This window comes from Paramuribaculum intestinale (assembly GCF_030759015.1).
In the GTDB taxonomy this organism is placed as follows: Bacteria; Bacteroidota; Bacteroidia; order Bacteroidales; family Muribaculaceae; genus Paramuribaculum; species Paramuribaculum intestinale.
In genome coordinates this window covers 2,444,875-2,463,654 of record NZ_CP098825.1, presented here as the reverse complement: position 1 = coordinate 2,463,654, position 18,780 = coordinate 2,444,875, and the positions used below count along the sequence as shown (strand labels likewise).

The window sequence follows — 18,780 nt, the reverse complement described above, 5'->3', positions numbered from 1 at the left end:
TCAATATTATTTATTTACACATTTTCTTAAGTATGAAAAAGCTGTTTTTATTACTTATGATGGTGGCAGCCATAGCTATCGGCGCATCGGCCCAGACGGTCAGTGTGCGTGGCGTGGTAGTCACTGCCGACGATGAGCCGGTGGTGGGAGCCACAGTCAAGGCCAAAGGCACCTCGATCGGCACACAGACCGATATCGACGGCAACTTCCGTCTGACGGTGCCCGCCGACGTGAAGCGCCTGACGGTGTCTTACGTGGGCATGTTTCCGGTCGAAGTGGCCGTGAAGCCTGAAGTGCGAATCGTGATGGAGAACGACGAGCAGATGCTCGACGAAGTGGTCGTGACCGGCTACGGCTCTACCCGCAAGGCGGCCTTCACCGGCGCTGCATCGGTGGTGGACGGCGATGTTGTCGACCGCAAGAGCGACGCCAACTTCGTGAAGTCGCTCGAAGGCACCGTGACAGGCTTCCAGTATAACAACTCCACTTCGGCTCCCGGCCAGTGGGGCTCGGTCTACGTGCGCGGCATGGGCTCGCTCAGCAGCTCCTCGCAGCCTCTCTACGTGATCGACGGCGTGCCTGTCAACTCCGACTACGACGACCTTTATGACTCCAACAACTATTTCGACCCGATGGCGGCCTACAACCCTGCCGACATCGAGAGCGTGACAGTGCTCAAGGATGCCGCAGCCACCGCCATCTACGGATCGCGCGCGGCCAACGGCGTGGTGGTGATCACCACCAAGAAGGGCGGACAGGCCCGTCTGAGTGTCACTTTCGAGACCCGTCAGGGCTTCTCGTCGATTGCCAACAACAACATGAAGTTTGCCAACTCGGAGCAGATGATGAACCTCATAAGTGGCGGCGTCGTGGCGTCGGGCGATTTCGACAATGTGCAGGAAGCCCGCGAATATCTCACCGACACGTATTTCGGCTGGGACGGCAAGACCTCGACCGACTGGGTAAAGGCCATCACCCGCAAGCCTTACTATCAGGACTACAATCTGGCGTTCAACGGCACTGTCGGCCAGACCAACTACTATGTGAGCCTCGGCTACAATAGCACCGACGGTCTGATCGTCGGATCGAGCAACACCCGCTACTCCGGACGCGTAAACCTCGACTCGAAGTACAAGTTCCTCACCGTAGGACTCAACTCGCAGTACAGCTACACCGACAACCAGTCGACCTCGCAGTCGACCAACGGCAGCATGTCGGCTCCTATGACCGGCGCCATCAGCTCCATGACTCCGTTCGATCCCATACGCGTGGAGGTTGACGGCCGGTGGGAGTGGAATCCCGTGCCCTACAACCCTCTCGCAGTGATGGATCCGAAGGTGGGCGATCTCAATCAGATCAACAACCAGACCATCAATGCCAATCCCTGGCTGCGTGTCGACTTCGGCAAGGGCATCTGGGCCAAGACCAACTTCGGCGTCAACATCATGGGTCAGCGCCAGTACAACTACTGGAGCGCCATCACCAATCCGCAGGGTCAGGACTACAACGGCCTCGGCCAGCAGTATAACGCCAACACCACGACCCTTACATGGACCAATACCCTCGGTTGGGACTACACCTTCGGCGACAAGCATGTGATCAACCTGCTTCTCGGTCAGGAGATGATGCGCCGCACCTATTGGCAGGAGTTCTATTCCGGCCAGGACTTCCCCTTCGCCGGCGACGGAATGCGTGATCTGAGCACCGCCGGATCGTGGGGCGACAGCTCCTACTACAAGGAGCAGAGCCGTCTGGCCTCCTACTTCGGCGACTTCCACTACAGCTATGACAACCGCTACTATCTCTCGGCATCGTTCCGCCGCGACGGCAGCTCGATATTCGGCAACGACAAGCGCTGGGGCAACTTCTGGTCGGTCGGCGGCAAGTGGCGTCTGACCCAGGAGGAGTGGCTCAAGGGCAACCGTCTGCTGACCAACGCCGCACTGCGTGCAAGCTACGGTACGGTCGGCAACCAGAGCCTCGGCTCGGTATACGCCGCCCGCGGATTCTATCGTCTCGGCTTCAACTACGCCGGCAAGCCCGGCATGGTGCCCTCGCAGGTGGCAAATCCCGATCTGTCGTGGGAAACATCGCGCAAGTTTGACGTCGGCTTCGATCTGTCGCTCCTCAACCGCGTCCACTTCACGTTTGACTTCTATAACGAAGACACATCCGACGCACTCTATTCCGTGCCACTTTCCTACACTACAGGTCTCGGTTCGTGGTACAAGAACATCGGCAAGATCCGCAACCGCGGCATAGAATTCGGTGTCAATGGCACGGCATTCTACACCAACGACGTGGCCGTAAACGTGTTTGCCAACATCACATGGAACCGCAACGAGGTGATCAAGCTCGCCGACGGATCGGTGGAAAGCACCTATACGATCATCGAAGAGGGACGTCCCTACCGTCAGTTCTACATGCCTGAGTATGCGGGCGTAAATCCCGAAAACGGCAAGGCGCTCTACTACAAGGGTACCGAGGGTGACGAGGTGACCGAAAACTATTTCGAGGCCGGCAAGCGCTATGTAGGCTCGGCCGACCCGAAAGTGTTCGGCGCATTCGGCTTCTCGGCCAATGCCTATGGCTTCGACGCGTCGATGCAGTTCAACTACCGTCTGGGCGGCAAAGTGTATGATTCGGGTCACAAGTTCACCGGCTGGGGCATGGACATGCGCACACCGCTCGAGAAGGTCGTGACCGACTCCTGGACTCCCGAGAACCCGGGCGGCAAGTACCCGCAGTATATCTATGGCGACCCCTACAACACCATGGCCAACTCCACCCGCTGGCTGATGAGCGGCAATTACCTGCGTCTGAGCAATATCACCTTCGGCTATACGGTGCCTGCCAAACTGACTCGCCGGTTCTTCGTGCAGAAGCTGCGCGTCTACACCACCTTCGACAACGTGCACACCTGGACCGCAAGCGACTTCACGGGCTACAACCCCGAGACATACTCGTCGGGCGAGATCGCATGGCAGTATCCGGCGGTGTTCACCTTCACCGGCGGCGTACAGGTGACTTTCTAACCTTTAACAAAACAAGAAGCTAAACAAGATGAAAAATATATTTGCAAAGGCGCTCGGAGTGGCAGCTGTAGCGGCCATGACGATGACTTCGTGCGGCGACAGTTTCCTCGACACCGACATCTATGATGCTGTCGACATGGAGGGCGCCCTCGACAACGCCAACCGTGTGGAGCTGGCTCTCAACGGCACCTACTACCGTTTCAGCCAATATTATTTCGCCGGCAACTACGCTACGGTCACCCCCGACATAGCGTCGGACATCACCTACTGGAACGGCTCGAACAGCCACCAGAACGCGATGTATCAGTTCAACTATCTCGACACGGAGTATTCGATGCTCTACATCTGGGCCTACGGCTACAAAGTGGTCGATAACTCTGCCCGCATCATACAGGCCTGCGACGAGCAGATACCGTCGGCAAGCGAGGCGGACAAGGCTACCCTCATACGCGCCAAGGCTGAGGCTCACGCGCTAAGAGCCTATGCGATGAGCGTGATGACCAACGTGTTCGGTCATCAGGTGAAGGTCAACGGCCAGGACTATTCGTCGACTCCCGGCGTGGTAGTCGTGGATACTCCCGTAGAGCCGGGAACGACCGTGAGCCGTTCGACTGTCGGCGACTGCTATGCCCAGATCCTCTCGGATCTCGACAAGGCTCTGGCCGGATTCAACGAGGTGGGCGACCGCCGTTCGCTCTTTGCCTTCGGCAAGGCTTCGACTCTGGGTCTGATGGCGCGCGTGAAGCTGATGCTCGAGGACTTTGACGGTGCCGCACAGGCAGCTGCCGACGCTCTCGCAGCCAAGGGCATCTCTACTCTGACCTACGATCCGGAGGCCTACGAGGCTCTCTATGCCGGTAACAACACCAATACCGAAAGCTTCCTTGCGCTGGCTCTCGACGAGAAGACCAACTGGAGCGCCAACTCCTGCGGCACGCTCTTCACCTCCTACTGCTATGGTCCCAGCCCCTATCTGGTAGGACTGATGGGTGAGAATGACATACGCACGGCCATCTGGTACTGGACTGACCAGAAGCGTTCGCAGATAGTGCCCTACGGCGACGCAGTGCCCTGGTTCGGCGGCGGCAAGTTCGGCGTGCCCGCGAGCGGCAACTGTGCCGAGGCCACCAACTATCTGATCAATGCTCCCGAGATGTTCCTGATCGAGGCCGAGGCCAAGCTGCGCAGCGCCTCCGGCAAGGATCTCGACGGCGCCCGCCGGGCTCTGCTGGTGGTGGCCAAGCGCAATCTCGATATCACATCGACGGCCGATCTGCCTTCGGACGAGGCCGCGCTGATGAGCTTCATCCGCGATGAGCGCGCCCGCGAGCTGTTCCAGGAGGGTCATCGCCTGTGGGATCTGCGCCGCTGGAATGTGACCACCGGTCTGACAGCCTATCAGGCTCCGACTGTGAAGTGGCGTATAAACAATGTCACTCTCGGCGATCTGGTGCTTCCGATTCCCGTCGATGAGGTAAATGCCGGTTTCGGCGTGGCTCAGAACGAGGGCTGGGAGGCTACCCGCCCGCAGTGATCAAACTCATTGCCGGGTAACACCGGCGATATTTCATACTAAAAAATAGTGCGGCAGGCTGACCGGGAGGTTCGCCTGCCTTTTTTATGTCGATTTCTTACGACTCTGGATGAAGCCGCTATGTCTCAGGATAAGGATAGGGGGAGGGTTATTGCCGCTTGCGGCGTCGCGGGTTGGCCGGAAACCATCCGCGTTCCACACGCTGTTCCTGTTCGAAAATCTCCTTGATGGTCCAGAACGAGGAGAAACCGGTCACTCCGAGCAGTGCCGACCACACTGTGTCGGCCATGGCCAGCGATGCGCCGGTGCATATTAGTCCGAGTATAAGAAACACCCACCAGCAGCCGGTGCCCCACCGGTAGTGGGCCTTGATGACTATCGGATGGAATATGCCTATGATGAGAAATGTGGCGGCGCCTAAAATCAGTCCTTGAAAGTGCATGTGGGTATGTTTTTTTGTTGATAAACACTGTTTCTGCGGCTCTTCTACGAAGATGCCGCGCATGGGTTCGCTGCTGTCCCCGTGAAGCCGAGCTTCGCCCGTCATGGCGGGGTTTCCAAAGGTTTGCGGTCTACGACCGCTGCCTGTGCTGTCGGTTGTCTTGCTGTCCCCACCAAGCCGAGCTTCGCCCGTCATGGCGGGGTTTCCAAAGGTTTTGCGGTCTACGACCGCTGCTGGCCTCCAGTGATGCCATGGCCTCCACTACTGACTGTGCTGCAGGTGGGTGGTGAAGGATGTTTTGGTCAGTGGTGTCCGTCGTTGAGGAGTGGATGATTCATTATACCATCTGGAGCTCGGTAGAGATGTGGTTTGATATACTTAGATGGGTTTACTCATAGCCTGTTGATATGAATTAGTTAATGATGATAGGGAGATTGGTCGTAGACCAATTTACTTCTGTAAGCCCCGCCATGGCGTGCGTAGCTCGCCTTGGTGGGGTGTGTCGGTGAAACACGCGGTGTCTTCGTAGAAGAGCCGCAGGGAAAGGTTTTCAGCCTTATTTGAAATACTCCGATTTCCATTCAAATCCGAGTTTTCGGCAGATATCTGTTATTTCATCTTCAAAGCTGATTTTCTGATGATGCTGGTCTTGATTTTGAATATAGTGTATGACGCTGTCTTTGTCGGTTGTCGATATGCTGCTGGCAAAATATTCGTGTGCCCATCCGTTAAAACGCAAAAAGCCATTGTTTTGTTTCATCCATATACTTGACGATCTCTTTAGTTCGCCCACGAGCCATGATAGGGCTTTTGTAGGATGCAGATCGATTAAAATATGTACGTGATTATCAGTTCCACCAATTCTAAGTGTCTTGCATTTGTTGGCTGTAATTATAGAATGGAGGAATGCATACAGAGTCCGTCTTTCACTTAATGTGATGGTTCGCTCTCTCTGGTAGGTGTTGAACACTATATGATGTAATGAACAGACTCGGCTCATGCTATGAATGGTGTTATGTGGGTTGTATTGTTTGACTGTTCCTGCGGCTCTTCTACGAAGATGCCGCGCATGGGTTCGCTGCTGTCCCCACCAAGCCGAGCTTCGCCCGTCATGGCGGGGTTTCCAAAGGTTTGCGGTCTACGACCGCTGCCGGCCTCCAGTGATGCCTGCTCCTCCGCTGCTGTCGGCGTGGGGGCGGGGGATTACCAGCCGCCGGAGGCACCGCCGCCACCGGTCATGCCGCCGCCGAAGCTGCCGCCGGAGAATCCGCCTCCCGATCCGAATCCGCTGCCGCCTCCGGGCGGGATGATCACTACCGGGGGCTGTCGGCGCGGTATGCGATAGGGGCGGTTGTTCTGGAATCCGCAGTTGCGGCAGGTGTAGACCTTCACTCCCTGACCTTCTCGGGCGACGGTAGGCTGAATCACGATGCGGTCGGCTGTGAGCTGGCATGCGCGGGCGTTGCAGCGCGGGCAGACGGTGTAGGCCGAGCGGTCGTTGACGTATGGTATGATGTCGGTTTCGCCACACGCACGGCACAGCCACACGTCGTAGTCGACCGAGTTGATGCGTTCCTCGGTGTCCTGCGCGGGTGTGAGGTAGTCGTTGTCCTTGTCTTCGGGGAGTTTCTCCATCGGTTTGCCGCAGTTGGGGCAATTGCGTGCATGGTCGCGCACGCGCTTCATCTTGCGGTTGAGGAGCCATATGACGATGAGCGGCACTCCTACGCCGAGAGCCGAGAGGCACAGGAGCGGGACGCGCGTCTGTTTGAGGCTCTGGTAGCGCTGCAGGGTGGGCATCCGGCGGGTGGAGTGGCTGCGCCACAGGTATATGGCCAGTGCGATGGCTGTCATGACTGCCGCCATGGTGGCGAGCCAGTCGATAAGTCCGGAGTAGTCCTCGTCGTGGCGTGGTGTCCGCGAGTCGTTGGGGTATCGCGACCGTATCTCATCGGCTACGTCGGGAGCGCCGAGCCGGTCGGCCACGCTGGCCACTGCTGCTATGGTGCCGCCGTCGTAGTCGCCGTTGCGGAAGTGCGGCGCCATATCGTTGCGTATGATTCGGCCGCAGATGGCATCGGGGAGCGGTCCTTCGAGTCCGTAGCCGGTGCGGAGCACGGCGCGCCGCTGTGCCCGCGCTATGAGTATGAGCAGTCCGTTGTCGTTGTCTTTCTTGCCGATGCCCCATAGCGAGAACAGTTCTGTGGCGAAGGAGTCGATGTCGTCGCCCTCGATGGAGTCGACGGCCACCACCGTCACTTCGGCCGATGTGCTCCGCCACACTCCGGCGAGCAGTGAGTCGAGCCGGGTTTCGGCCGCCGGCGAAAGCACTCCGTCGGGGTTTGATACGTAGCGCGTGCGGTCGGCCAGATGCACGTTGGGTATATCACGCGGCGTGTATGCCGCAAGGGCTGTGATTATGACGGCTGTGATCGCCGTCAGGGTGAGCATGATCCGTTTCATGCGGCGAAGATAGACAAAAAATCCGAAAAACTGTCGTGCTGATAGCCGGTCGGATCGCTTTTTTGCAGCGAAGCGGCGGCCGGCTGTTTCAGAGTTGTGATATTTTGTGTTAAAATCTGCGGAGTGTTTACCAATCATGGATTTGTTTGGTTAAATTTGCGGCTTAATACCAATCATTACATGCTTACTCAGATAATCAATGCAAAAATCCTGACGCCACAGGGATGGCTTAAAGATGGCAGCGTGCTGATGCGCGACGACAAGATCCTTGAAGTGACCAACTGCGATCTGGCGGTGATCGGCGCCGAGCTGTTTGACGCCAAAGGGATGTACGTTGTGCCCGGCGGAGTGGAGATCCACTGCCACGGCGGTGGCGGACGCGACTTCATGGAGGGAACGGAGGATGCTTTCCGCAAGGCTATCGACACCCACATGAAGCACGGCACCACAAGCATCTTCCCCACTCTGTCGAGTTCGTCGGTGGATATGATCAACCGCGCGGCCGAAACCTGCACACGCCTTATGAGAGAGCCCGGCAGCCCCGTGCTGGGTCTTCATCTTGAGGGTCACTACCTCAATCCGGCCATGGCCGGCGGCCAGATGCCGGAGTATATCAAGGATCCCGATCCGAAGGAGTATATCCCCATCGTGGAGCGTTGGCAGTGTATCAAGCGCTGGGATGCCGCTCCGGAGCTGCCCGGCTCCATGCAGTTTGGCAAATACATCACGGCCAAGGGGATTCTCGCCTCGGTGGCTCACACGCAGGCCGAGTATGAGGATATTCTCTCGGCCTGAGAGTCGGGCTACAGCCATGCCACTCATTTCTACAATGCCATGCCGGGCTTCCACAAGCGCCGCGAGTATAAATACGAAGGCACTGTGGAGAGCATCTATCTCATAGATGACATGACGGTGGAGGTGGTGGCCGACGGTATCCATGTGCCGGCCACTATACTGCGTCTGGTCTATAAGGTGAAGGGTGTGGAGCGCGCGTGCGTGATCACCGACGCTCTGGCCTGCGCATGCGCCGAGGACGCCGAGGCGTTCGATCCGCGCGTGATCATCGAGGACGGAGTGTGCAAACTCTCCGACCGCTCGGCTCTTGCAGGCAGCATCGCCACAATGGACCGTCTGATACGCACACTCGTTCAGAAGGCCGACATACCTCTTGACGACGCTGTGCGCATGGCATCGGAGACTCCGGCCAAGATCATGGGTGTCTACGACCGCAAGGGTTCGCTTGCCAAGGGGAAGGACGCCGACATCATAATACTCGACGGCGATCTCAATCTGCGTGCCGTATGGGCGCAGGGCAAGCTCGTGGAGGGCACCAACACCCTCTGATACCTGCCGGGTTAATCAGGAAACTGACCGACAGTATTTGTCGTGGCGCGTTGTGAAGCGCGCATGACGGCGGTGCTGTCGGTTCGTTTTTTTGCTGTCTTATCATGTGGCGCGGCTGCGCGATAACGTGCGGGATCTGTGTGTCAGGAAGTATACGTTAGTGAAGCCGTTGAGTGACAGAAAAGTACGACTGTGGATTGTTTTGGTTAAAAATAATTAATCAACTCTGCGGAGTTTTTTGGTTTGAAAAGAAAAACACTATATTTGTGGCAGTTCCAAGTTTTAATGCATTGACTTTAGGATTTAGACCGACTTTATTAACCTTAAAGAGTGTTCTTATGATTAAAAGAATTGGCTTGTTTCTGCTTCTGCCGATCTTTGCGGCGGGATGCAATCAATCGGAACCAGGTCTGGTGTCTGATGACAGGGAGAATTGTGAACCCACGTATGTCAATGTGATTGATACTGTGTCAGTCATAGATGCTGTCAGGGCGCAGTCAGTGGCGTCGGCTTTCGCACGAATTCATGGTGCCTCCCGTTCGCTCACAGAAAAAACTGTTGAAAGTGTGACGCCTATAAAAGGCTCGGATGGATCGACAGCGTTATATGCTGTCGATTATGCTGATAATGGAGGTTATATAATTGTGTCTGCAACAAAAGCATTGCAGCCGGTGCTCGCTCATATCGAAACCGGAAGCTTTATGGAGGCGAATGCGGAAAAGTCAGGGGTGGGATTGTGGTTACGCAATGCCTGTTCAGCTTCAGAGATGTTGCGCGACGATACTGCGGCAATCCGACAGAATGCCTATGATTGGATGCGTTATACTCTTGCGGTTGAACCTATGTCATCTTCAAGAGCTACGGTGATTTCTGCGGATCTTCAGATGGCGATTGATGAAGAACTCAGCCGCTGGGCTGCAAAGGGATATTATCAGCGCTATACAGTTAAGGATTGGTTGGCGCAAGCTGTACATCGTCCTACGACCGGACTTGAGACGCAGATGAATAATCTAACGTGGACCTCTTCCTTGAGTGGAGGCCCTGTCAATGAGATATCCTATATACTAGTAAAGGATCAAACTGTATATACTACTAATATCCAGCCACTTATTAAAACGATGTGGGGGCAATGGTATCCGTATAATGAGCAAATCACTAATAGGTATGCTGTAGGATGTGTTGCTGTGGCTTTGGGGCAGATTTTGAAATATCACGCTTATCTGCCGGGATTTGATTTTTCTCGTATGCCATTGTATTCCACTGAAAGTGTTCCTGAGCTAGCTAGATTCCTGCGTTATATAGGTGACAAAGTGGAAATGGATTATGGTTATTCATCAAGCTCTAATATCTATTATGCACAGGCTGCGTTGTCAGATATGGGATATGCATATACGTTTAACTCTTCACATAATATAAATGAGATAACAAAATCGCTGAAGAATCGTCGTCCCGTGTATATGAGAGGGGCTAATATTGCAGATAATGTTGGGCATGCATGGGTGTGTGAGGGACTGACCGAAGCATCCACAGATATTGGCTATGCTTTGATTGTTCCGACTGGTCAATTGGGAGACGCGTCAGGACCATTTACTACAATGGGAGAACGTGGTAGTAGTTCAATGATGCAGAAGTTTTATTATAATTGGGGATGGGATGGCAATAGTAATGGCTTTTATGTCGATCCTATAAATTGGCCGTCTCAAGTTTATTTTGGGGATCAAATGATGAGTCTGACTAATATAAGGAAAAAATGAATATGAACAAGCGAATAAAGACGTTGTTTCTGCTTCTGCCGATCTTTGCGGCGGGGCTGTGGGGGTGTGCGAGTGATGGTGACGCTGATAATCCTGTGGATAACAATCCGTATGAGCCGATAGAGCTTGAGGCGGAGGAGTTTTATGTAAGTGAGGCCATGCAGCCGTTTGCATTCGACATGCTTGGCGAAATATGCTGCCAGACAGAGGGTAGTGTTGTCGTGTCGCCTTTGAGCGCTGCGATAATGGTCGGGATGCTTGCCAATGCGGCTGATGATGATGTCTGCGCCGAATTTCTTGCGGCTATGGGCGTCAGCGATGTTCAGAAGCTGTGGCTCAACTCCTATTTCGGTAAATTGCAGCAATCTCTTCCCGGTATTGATAAGGAAGCGAAGATGCGGCTTGACAACGGGGTATGGCTGAATAGCGGGTCTGGTGAGCCGGCGAGAGCCACAGACGGATATGTGTCGATCCTGTATAATGATTATATGACGGATATAAAATGCATTGATTTTTCCGAACGTAGCTCGGTTGGAAAAATCAATGCCTGGATATTCGAGCGAACCGGTTTCGACGACGTAGTAAAGAATATAGATCGGTCAATGGCTGCTCTGTGGGCGTCGACCTTGTATTTCCGTGGAGCATGGACGAAGAAATTTGATAGGTCCGCCACAAAGAAGTCGCCATTTTTTCTTGCCGACGGCAGTTGCGAAGATGTTGATATGATGCATGCTGATAATGTCGGTGCCGGCTATTATTCTGGTATCGGAGCTGATGGCGGGATGTCGACGGAAGATGCGATCCAGTCGGTGACTATGCCATACGGCAACGGTGCATACAATTTTACAGCTGTGCTGCCAGCCAAAAACATGTCGGTCAGGGATCTGATAAGGAGTCTGGGCGCCGGTGGATGGTATGAAATTACTACCGGCAGTTCGGGCGAAGGCATGCGTAGCGGGTCGTTTGGATTGGATATTCCACGCATGGAAATAACAAGCGATCACGATGTCAGCCGTATATTGTCGGCGATGGGTGCGTCGAGTCTGGCCTCAGGCTTTGTCATGCCCGGACTGGGGCTCATTTCGCCTGTGGGTGGGAAGGTAGTCCAGCGTACGTCGATTTCGGTCGATGAGGAGGGTAGTGAAGTGAAATCGGTGACCGCCGGTGGTATCGATGGTGCTGACAGGCGTTGTTATGTGACATTTGACCGGCCGTTTGTCTACGCGGTGTGGGAGAAAAGCACCGGTGCGATTCTGGCGGTCGGCACATATATGGGACCGAACAAATGACGGGTGGGTGCGGCATCGGAGTGTACGCTGTGATGCCGCGCCCATGCATCTTGGATGTGGCCATGAAAGTGCTGTGAGGGGCTGAACAGGGGTTGAATCAGATCTGAAATGGGGGTAAAATGGTTCGAAAAAGCAAGTTTTTTTGGCTATTTCTTTGCAGGTTGGCGAAAAGTGCGTATATTTGCACTCGTTTTTGAGCCAAAGGCGCAAAATCATGGCCGGCCCATTCGTCTATCGGTTAGGACGCAAGATTTTCATTCTTGAAAGAGGAGTTCGATTCTCCTATGGGCTACTCAATAAAAATTCACGACAATTTTGACATAACAGAAATGGCAAATCACAAATCATCGCTGAAGAGAATCCGTCAGACCGAGTCGCGCCGTCTGCGCAACCGCTACTACGCCAAGACTGCACGCAACGCCGTGCGTCGCCTGCGCGCCATGACCGACAAGGCCGAGGCTCAGGCCGCTTTCGTGGGTATCACCAAGATGCTCGACAAGCTGGCTGCCAAGAACACGATCTCCAAGAATAAGGCATCAAACCTCAAGAGCAAGCTCGCCCTCCACATCAATAAGCTGGGCGCTTGATCGCTGAGGATAGCTGACGGCGGAGCGCAGGCTTCTGTGCTGCGATCCGGGTCAAATCCGACCGGCCCATTCGTCTATCGGTTAGGACGCAAGATTTTCATTCTTGAAAGAGGAGTTCGATTCTCCTATGGGCTACACAATTTTCCCCCTTAATTGTTTCTGGACTGATGCGCCGTGAGGTGCGTCATTCCTTTTTTTGTTTTTTGGGGTTAAGAATATGTTTGATTTTGACATATGGCTGTGTGTCCGGCGGGCGTGTGGCTGTCGGTGGCGGCGATGGATGCGGTGATGTCGTTGATGGTCTTTTTTTTTGGCGAGTCGGCGCGCTAAATTTGACCACTTACCGACTTTTGATTAACTTTGTAGGCCTGCAATACAGACTGCGGGCGGCGCGCCTGCGTGACCATGATGTCGCAGGCTGTCAAGTATATCCGAAATTTACACATTTATCCTACAATGGAATACAATCATAAGGAAATAGAGAAGCGGTGGCAGGCCTACTGGAAAGAACAAGGCACTTATCGCACAAGAGAGGACGGCTCGCGCAAGAAGTTTTATGTGCTCGATATGTTTCCGTATCCTTCGGGAGCGGGATTGCACGTGGGTCATCCGCTCGGCTATATAGCTTCCGACATATATTCGCGCTACAAGCGTCTGCAGGGCTTCAATGTGCTGCATCCGATGGGCTACGACGCCTATGGTCTGCCCGCGGAGCAGTATGCCATACAGACCGGTCAGCATCCGGAAGTGACCACAGTCAACAATATCGAGCGCTATCGCAGTCAGCTCGACAAGATAGGTTTCAGCTATGACTGGGACCGCGAGGTGCGTACCTGCTCGCCCGACTACTACAAGTGGACGCAGTGGGCGTTCATACGCATGTTTAACTCCTACTACGACACGGCTCTCGACAAGGCGATGCCCGTGGCGCGGCTTGAAGAGCATTTTGCCAAGCATGGCACGGAGGGCGTGAGGGCCGCATGCGGCGAGGAACTGACTTTCACGGCCGATGAATGGAACGCCATGGACGAGAAGCAACGTTCGGAGACGCTGATGAACTACCGCATAGCTTATCTTGGAAATACGATGGTCAACTGGTGTCCGAAGCTCGGCACTGTCCTGGCCAATGACGAGGTGAGCGAGGGTGTGTCGATACGCGGCGGCTATCCCGTGGAGCAGAAACTGATGTATCAGTGGTGTCTGAGGGTGTCGGCCTACGCGCAGCGTCTGCTTGACGGACTCGACAAGCTCGACTGGACCGACTCGCTGAAGGAAACACAGCGCAACTGGATAGGCCGTTCGGAGGGTGCGGAGATGAAGTTTTCCATCGACGGACGCGACGACGGTCTGGCGCTTGAGATATTCACAACGAGAGCCGACACGGTGTTCGGGGTTACGTTTATGGTGCTGGCGCCGGAGAGCGACTATGTGGCCATGGTGACCACTCCCGAGCAGAAGGAGGCTGTCGACAGCTATATCGACAGCATCCGCCACAAGACCGAGCGTGAGCGTATGATCGACAAGAAGGTGAGCGGCGTGTTTACGGGCGCTTATGCGGTCAATCCCCTTACGGGCAAACGCATCCCGGTGTGGGTGAGCGACTATGTGCTTGCCGGCTACGGCACCGGCGCCATCATGGCTGTGCCTGCCCACGACAGCCGCGACTATGCTTTCGCGCGTCATTTCGATCTGCCGGTAGTGCCGCTGATCGAGGGTGCCGACGTCAGCGAGCAGAGTTTCGACGCCAAGAGCGGCCGCATGATCAATTCGGCCGGAGCCGATCTCGATCTCAACGGCATGGAGGTGAAGGATGCCATAAAGGCCACCAAGGACTATATATCGCGCAAGGGCATAGGCAAGGTGAAGATAAACTACCGTCTGCGCGACGCCATATTCTCGCGTCAGCGCTACTGGGGCGAGCCGTTCCCGGTGTACTACAAAGACGGTGTGCCCCACATGCTGGCCGACGAGTGTCTGCCGCTCGAATTGCCCGAGGTCGACAAGTTCCTCCCCACCGAGAGCGGCGAGCCGCCGCTGGGACGCGCCCTCAACTGGGCCACCCCCGAGGGTTATCCGTTTGAGCTGTGCACGATGCCCGGATTTGCCGGATCGTCGGCCTACTACCTGCGGTATATGGATCCCCACAATGACACGGCTCTCGTGGGACGCGAGGCCAATGAATACTGGCGCAGCGTCGATCTTTATATCGGCGGCACCGAGCATGCCACCGGCCATCTGATATACAGCCGTTTCTGGAATAAGTTTCTGTATGATCTGGGATTCGTGTGTGAGGACGAGCCTTTCAGGAAGCTCGTCAACCAGGGCATGATACAGGGGCGCAGCAACTTCGTTTACCGCATAAAGGACACCAACCGCTTTGTCAGCGCGGGGCTGAAGGATCGTTACGATGTCACTCCGATACATGTCGATGTCAACATAGTCAGCAACGATATTCTTGATCTCGACCGTTTCCGCGCATGGCGTCCGGAATTTGCCGACGCCGAATTCGAGCTGGAGGATGGCCGCTACGTGTGCGGCTACGCGGTGGAGAAGATGTCGAAGTCGATGTTCAATGTGGTGAATCCCGACGACGTGGTCGACCGCTACGGCGCCGACACCCTTCGACTCTATGAAATGTTCCTCGGCCCGCTCGAGCAGAGCAAGCCATGGGATACCAACGGCATCGACGGTGTCAACCGCTTCATCCGCAAGCTCTGGAATCTCTTCTACAAGGGCGACGAGCTGCTGCTGACCGACGGCGAGCCTACGGCCGACGAGCTGAAGTCGATCCACAAACTGATCAAGAAGGTGACCTCCGATATCGAGGCATTCTCCTATAATACTTCGATAGCCGCTTTCATGATATGTGTCAACGAGCTTACGCAGCTCAAGTGCCACAACCGCCAGGTGCTCTCGCAGCTTGTGGTGATCCTGGCGCCTTTCGCGCCTCACGTGAGCGAGGAGCTGTGGCACGCGCTTGGCAATGACACGACGGTGTGCGATGCACAGTGGCCGTCGTTCAACGAGGAGTATCTCCGCGAGGATACGGTCAACTATGCGGTGTCGTTCAACGGCAAGGCCCGCTATAATATCACCGTAGCTGCCGACATGGATCCGAAGGATGTGGAGGCGGCCGCGCTCGGCCATGAGAATGCCGCCCGCTGGATCGACGGCAAGCAGGTGGTGAAGGTGATCGTGGTGCCCCGTAAGATAGTCAATGTGGTGGTGAAATGAGGCGCAGGATTGTATTTGCGACAAACAACGCCCACAAGCTCGATGAAATAAGGGCTATAGCCGGTGACAGACTCGAGGTGCTGTCGCTGGCCGACATAGGCTGTCATGACGACATACCCGAGAACGAGCCTACGATAGAGGGGAATGCCATTGCTAAAGCCCGCTGGGTGCGCGACCGCTACGGCTACGACTGTTTCGCCGATGACACCGGTCTGATGGTCGATGCTCTCGGCGGTGAGCCCGGAGTGCGCTCGGCCCGCTATGCCGGTCCGGGGCATGATTCGGAGGCCAACGTGGCTCTTCTGCTGGAGCGTATGGATGGGGTCGCCGACCGCAGGGCGCATTTCACTACCGTGATAGCGCTGACCGAAGGCGACGAGACCCGGGTGTTCGAGGGTCGTGTCGACGGTGAGATACTGACCGTGCGCGAGGGCGAGGATGGCTTCGGCTATGATCCGGTGTTCCGTCCCGAGGGGTGCGCCGTGTCGTTTGCATCGATGAGCGCAGATGAGAAAAACGCCATAAGCCATCGCGGGCGTGCTACGGCACGGTTGCTTGAATATTTCAATTCGCTCTGATGAGATCGCTGCTGTCGCTCTGTCTGTGGCTGCTCTGCGTGGCTCTGTGCCGGGCCGATATGGTGCCGGGCAGCTGGCGTGTGCGTCCGGTGTGGTCTGGCGCGCCGCAGTCGGTGGTTGAGACTCCGGAGAAGGTCTATTTCATGATAGGCGGCTCTCTGTTTGAACGCGACAAGGAGAGCGAGGAGCTGAAAGCATACACGGTGGCCGAGGGGTGTGGTGCCTACGGCGCGGTGAAGATGGCTTATTCGACATCGGCCAAGATGCTTGCTGTGGCATACGAATCAGGGCATGTGGACCTTATAGACCGCGACGGCACGATTGTTCCGATGCCGGAGATACGCGATGCCGAGGATGTCGACGACCGCACGATAAACGATATGACGGTGGATGGCGATGATTGCTATCTGGCGACGGCGTTCGGTGTGGTGAAGATCAATCTGCGCACCCGCCGGGTGACCGATTCGGGCCGTTATGGTCGCGATGTAGAGCTTGTGACAGTGATGGGCGACTGGCTTGTGGTGAAGAGCGGCGATGATGTGATGGCTGCTCCCAAGGGCGGTCCGCTGCGGCGTTTTGGCGTTTACCGGCCTGTGACACAGCGTGGAGGTGCGGTCGGACTGACCGGCCTCGGCGCGTCGCGTCTGCTGATAGTGATGGATCGAATCGCCGCGCTGGCCGAGGTGGATCCGGAGTCGGGTCTGTATAAAGAGAGAGCCTGGGTGGAAACTGCCGGCGGAGTGATAGTCACGGACGGCTCCGGCACGGCATGGCTTCCCGGCTCGGACGGCCGGATATGGAGCGTGAGTGCCGACGGCCACACGGCCAGTGTGGCTGAGATGCCGGCGGATGCCCTCGGCCGGACGACAGTCGTATCGTCGACCGATCCGGCTTCGAGGCTGTGGGTTCTCTCCGCCGAAGGAATATCGCAGCTGACGGCAGCCGAAGGAGGGTGGCGGACGACAGTGGAACGCTTCATTCCGCAGGGGTGTGTGTTTACCCGCGATGTGTCTATGATAATTCCCGATGCCTCGGGGCAGAGGGTCTATGTGAGCAATCAGGGCGCCTCGAACTACCGTATGTATCCCGCCGACCGCGAGGGTGAGCCTCAGACCACCACATTGATGGAGGATGGCGATGCAGTCAATATCTCGGCTGTCGATGTCATGGCTGTCAATGCCGTTGCCGCGCGTTATCAGAAGAGTGCCGGCCCTGTGGCTCTCTCTCCCGAGAGAATAGCGCAGGATCCCGACGATCCTTCGACATATTATCTGGCTACGGCCAATGACGGAGTGTATCGCATCACCGACCGCCGTCTGACCGGACGCTACGACGGATCGAACGCTCCGCTTGAGGATCACTACGGTTGGCGCGTGTATGATCTGTCGTTTGACAGAAGCGGAAATCTGTGGATGGGATCGACGAGCGAAGGAGGAGATGCCGGCGTGGCCGTACTCCCTGCCGCCAAACGCCGCGGGCCGTCGGAGTCAGTCGGGCGGTCGGACTGGGTGACGTTTGACCTGCAGGGAGCGGTGCTGCACAAGGATGTCAGGGTGTTTCACTGCAGGAAGTCAAATGTGACATTCGTGTTTGACTCACATGGTCCAAGCGGGCTTATGGCGGTGGACCGCGGTGCGACTGACTCGGATCTGACCGATGACAGACTGGTGAGATTGACAGAGCTTGTGGATCAGGACGGTGTGGTATTCACGACGGATTACTTCACGTCCATAGCCGAGGACCGCAACGGAAGCGTGTGGATCGGCGCCGAGGGCGGGGTGATCGTGATAGACAATCCTTCCGGGGTGTTTGATCCGGGCATGAGGGTGCGCAGGCTGAAGGTGTCGCACGACGACGGCACCGGTCTGGCCGACTATTTCCTTGAAAGCGACATGGTGACCGACATATCGGTGGACGGCGGCAACCGCAAGTGGGTGGCCACGGGCTCGTCGGGGCTATATCTGCTGTCGGCCGACGGCTCTGAAGCTGTGGAGCATATTACCGCTGACCGCTGCCCGCTGCTTGATGACAACGAGGTGAAGGCCGTGTATGCCTCTGCGGTCGACAACACAGTGCTGATAGGCACCCGCAACGGATTGCTCGAATATGGCGGCACTGCCTCGGCTCCGGCCGAGAGCTACTCGGCGGTGAAGGTGTATCCCAATCCGGTGACTCCCGAAACGAGCGGTGATGTGACTGTGTCGGGACTGACCGAAGGCTCGCTTGTGAAGATCTCCGACGCGTCGGGTCGTGTGGTGTGGCAGGGTCGAGCCGAGGGCGGAATGCTCCGGTGGCCTGTGGAAAACTCCGCCGGAAGGCGCGTGGCCTCGGGTGTGTATTATGTGCTCGCTTCAAGCGGGCGTGATGTAACTCCCGCGCGCGGAGCTGTGGCGCGGATACTGGTGGTGAACTAACGGCCGTCCGGCGCGGTTAGAATCAATAGGCGGCGATGCCGTAAGATAACGGAACTCCGTCACAATCGGTTGAAACGTCCGGAAGTGCAGATGGTAAAACGAAATT

At 56.1% G+C, this 18,780-nt stretch carries 11 protein-coding genes, 2 tRNA genes and 1 pseudogene; 11 read left to right on the top strand and 3 right to left on the bottom strand.

Annotation, left to right across the window (positions count from 1 at the left end; all coding sequences use genetic code 11):
- Positions 1-32 precede the first annotated feature (32 nt).
- Together NF347_RS11045 and NF347_RS11040 are read left to right on the top strand one after the other, a co-directional pair.
- Positions 33-3,035: a SusC/RagA family TonB-linked outer membrane protein gene (locus tag NF347_RS11045; RefSeq protein ID WP_107681706.1), complete on the top strand. Its 3,003-nt coding sequence runs from the start codon at positions 33-35 to the stop codon at positions 3,033-3,035.
- A gap of 28 nt (positions 3,036-3,063) precedes the next feature.
- The gene (locus NF347_RS11040; protein ID WP_107681707.1) at positions 3,064-4,569 is read left to right on the top strand and encodes a RagB/SusD family nutrient uptake outer membrane protein; all 1,506 of its coding nucleotides are present in this window, start codon (positions 3,064-3,066) and stop codon (positions 4,567-4,569) included.
- A gap of 148 nt (positions 4,570-4,717) precedes the next feature.
- Here the strand turns inward: NF347_RS11040 and NF347_RS11035 are convergent, their stop codons facing one another.
- From NF347_RS11035 to NF347_RS11030, 3 genes are all read right to left on the bottom strand, one after another.
- Positions 4,718-5,011: a DUF4491 family protein gene (locus tag NF347_RS11035; RefSeq protein ID WP_107035003.1), complete on the bottom strand. Its 294-nt coding sequence runs from the start codon at positions 5,009-5,011 to the stop codon at positions 4,718-4,720.
- 556 nt (positions 5,012-5,567) lie between these two features.
- Positions 5,568-6,011, bottom strand: a complete 444-nt coding sequence (gene tnpA, locus NF347_RS13695) for an IS200/IS605 family transposase (RefSeq protein WP_107681708.1) — start codon at positions 6,009-6,011, stop codon at positions 5,568-5,570.
- Positions 6,012-6,214: 203 nt separating this feature from the next.
- Positions 6,215-7,474, bottom strand: coding sequence for a TPM domain-containing protein (locus NF347_RS11030; RefSeq protein ID WP_289684578.1), 1,260 nt, complete (start codon positions 7,472-7,474; stop codon positions 6,215-6,217).
- Positions 7,475-7,654: 180 nt separating this feature from the next.
- Here NF347_RS11030 and nagA point away from each other — a divergent pair.
- From nagA to porZ, 9 genes and pseudogenes are all read left to right on the top strand, one after another.
- Positions 7,655-8,818: pseudogene (gene nagA / locus NF347_RS11025) on the top strand (N-acetylglucosamine-6-phosphate deacetylase).
- Between the two features lie 173 nt (positions 8,819-8,991).
- On the top strand, positions 8,992-10,572 hold the full coding sequence (locus NF347_RS11020; RefSeq protein WP_302997457.1) for a C10 family peptidase: 1,581 nt from the start codon (positions 8,992-8,994) through the stop codon (positions 10,570-10,572).
- Positions 10,573-10,574: 2 nt separating this feature from the next.
- Positions 10,575-11,861 carry a serpin family protein gene (locus NF347_RS11015; RefSeq protein WP_161553912.1) on the top strand — a complete coding sequence of 429 codons (1,287 nt, stop codon included), beginning with the start codon at positions 10,575-10,577 and terminating at the stop codon, positions 11,859-11,861.
- A 220-nt stretch (positions 11,862-12,081) separates the two neighbouring features.
- Positions 12,082-12,153: transfer RNA gene (locus NF347_RS11010), tRNA-Glu, on the top strand.
- A gap of 37 nt (positions 12,154-12,190) precedes the next feature.
- Positions 12,191-12,448: a 30S ribosomal protein S20 gene (gene rpsT / locus NF347_RS11005; protein WP_107035076.1), complete on the top strand. Its 258-nt coding sequence runs from the start codon at positions 12,191-12,193 to the stop codon at positions 12,446-12,448.
- Between the two features lie 63 nt (positions 12,449-12,511).
- Positions 12,512-12,583: transfer RNA gene (locus NF347_RS11000), tRNA-Glu, on the top strand.
- A gap of 321 nt (positions 12,584-12,904) precedes the next feature.
- Positions 12,905-15,682 (top strand): leucine--tRNA ligase, encoded by a 2,778-nt coding sequence (leuS, locus tag NF347_RS10995; protein WP_107035008.1) that lies wholly within the window; start codon positions 12,905-12,907, stop codon positions 15,680-15,682.
- The gene (rdgB, locus tag NF347_RS10990; protein WP_107035009.1) at positions 15,679-16,260 is read left to right on the top strand and encodes an RdgB/HAM1 family non-canonical purine NTP pyrophosphatase; all 582 of its coding nucleotides are present in this window, start codon (positions 15,679-15,681) and stop codon (positions 16,258-16,260) included. Before leuS ends, rdgB begins: the two co-directional genes overlap by 4 nt.
- Complete coding sequence (gene porZ, locus NF347_RS10985) at positions 16,260-18,674, top strand: type IX secretion system anionic LPS delivery protein PorZ (protein WP_107035010.1); 2,415 nt, start codon at positions 16,260-16,262, stop codon at positions 18,672-18,674. Before rdgB ends, porZ begins: the two co-directional genes overlap by 1 nt.
- Positions 18,675-18,780: the final 106 nt, after the last annotated feature.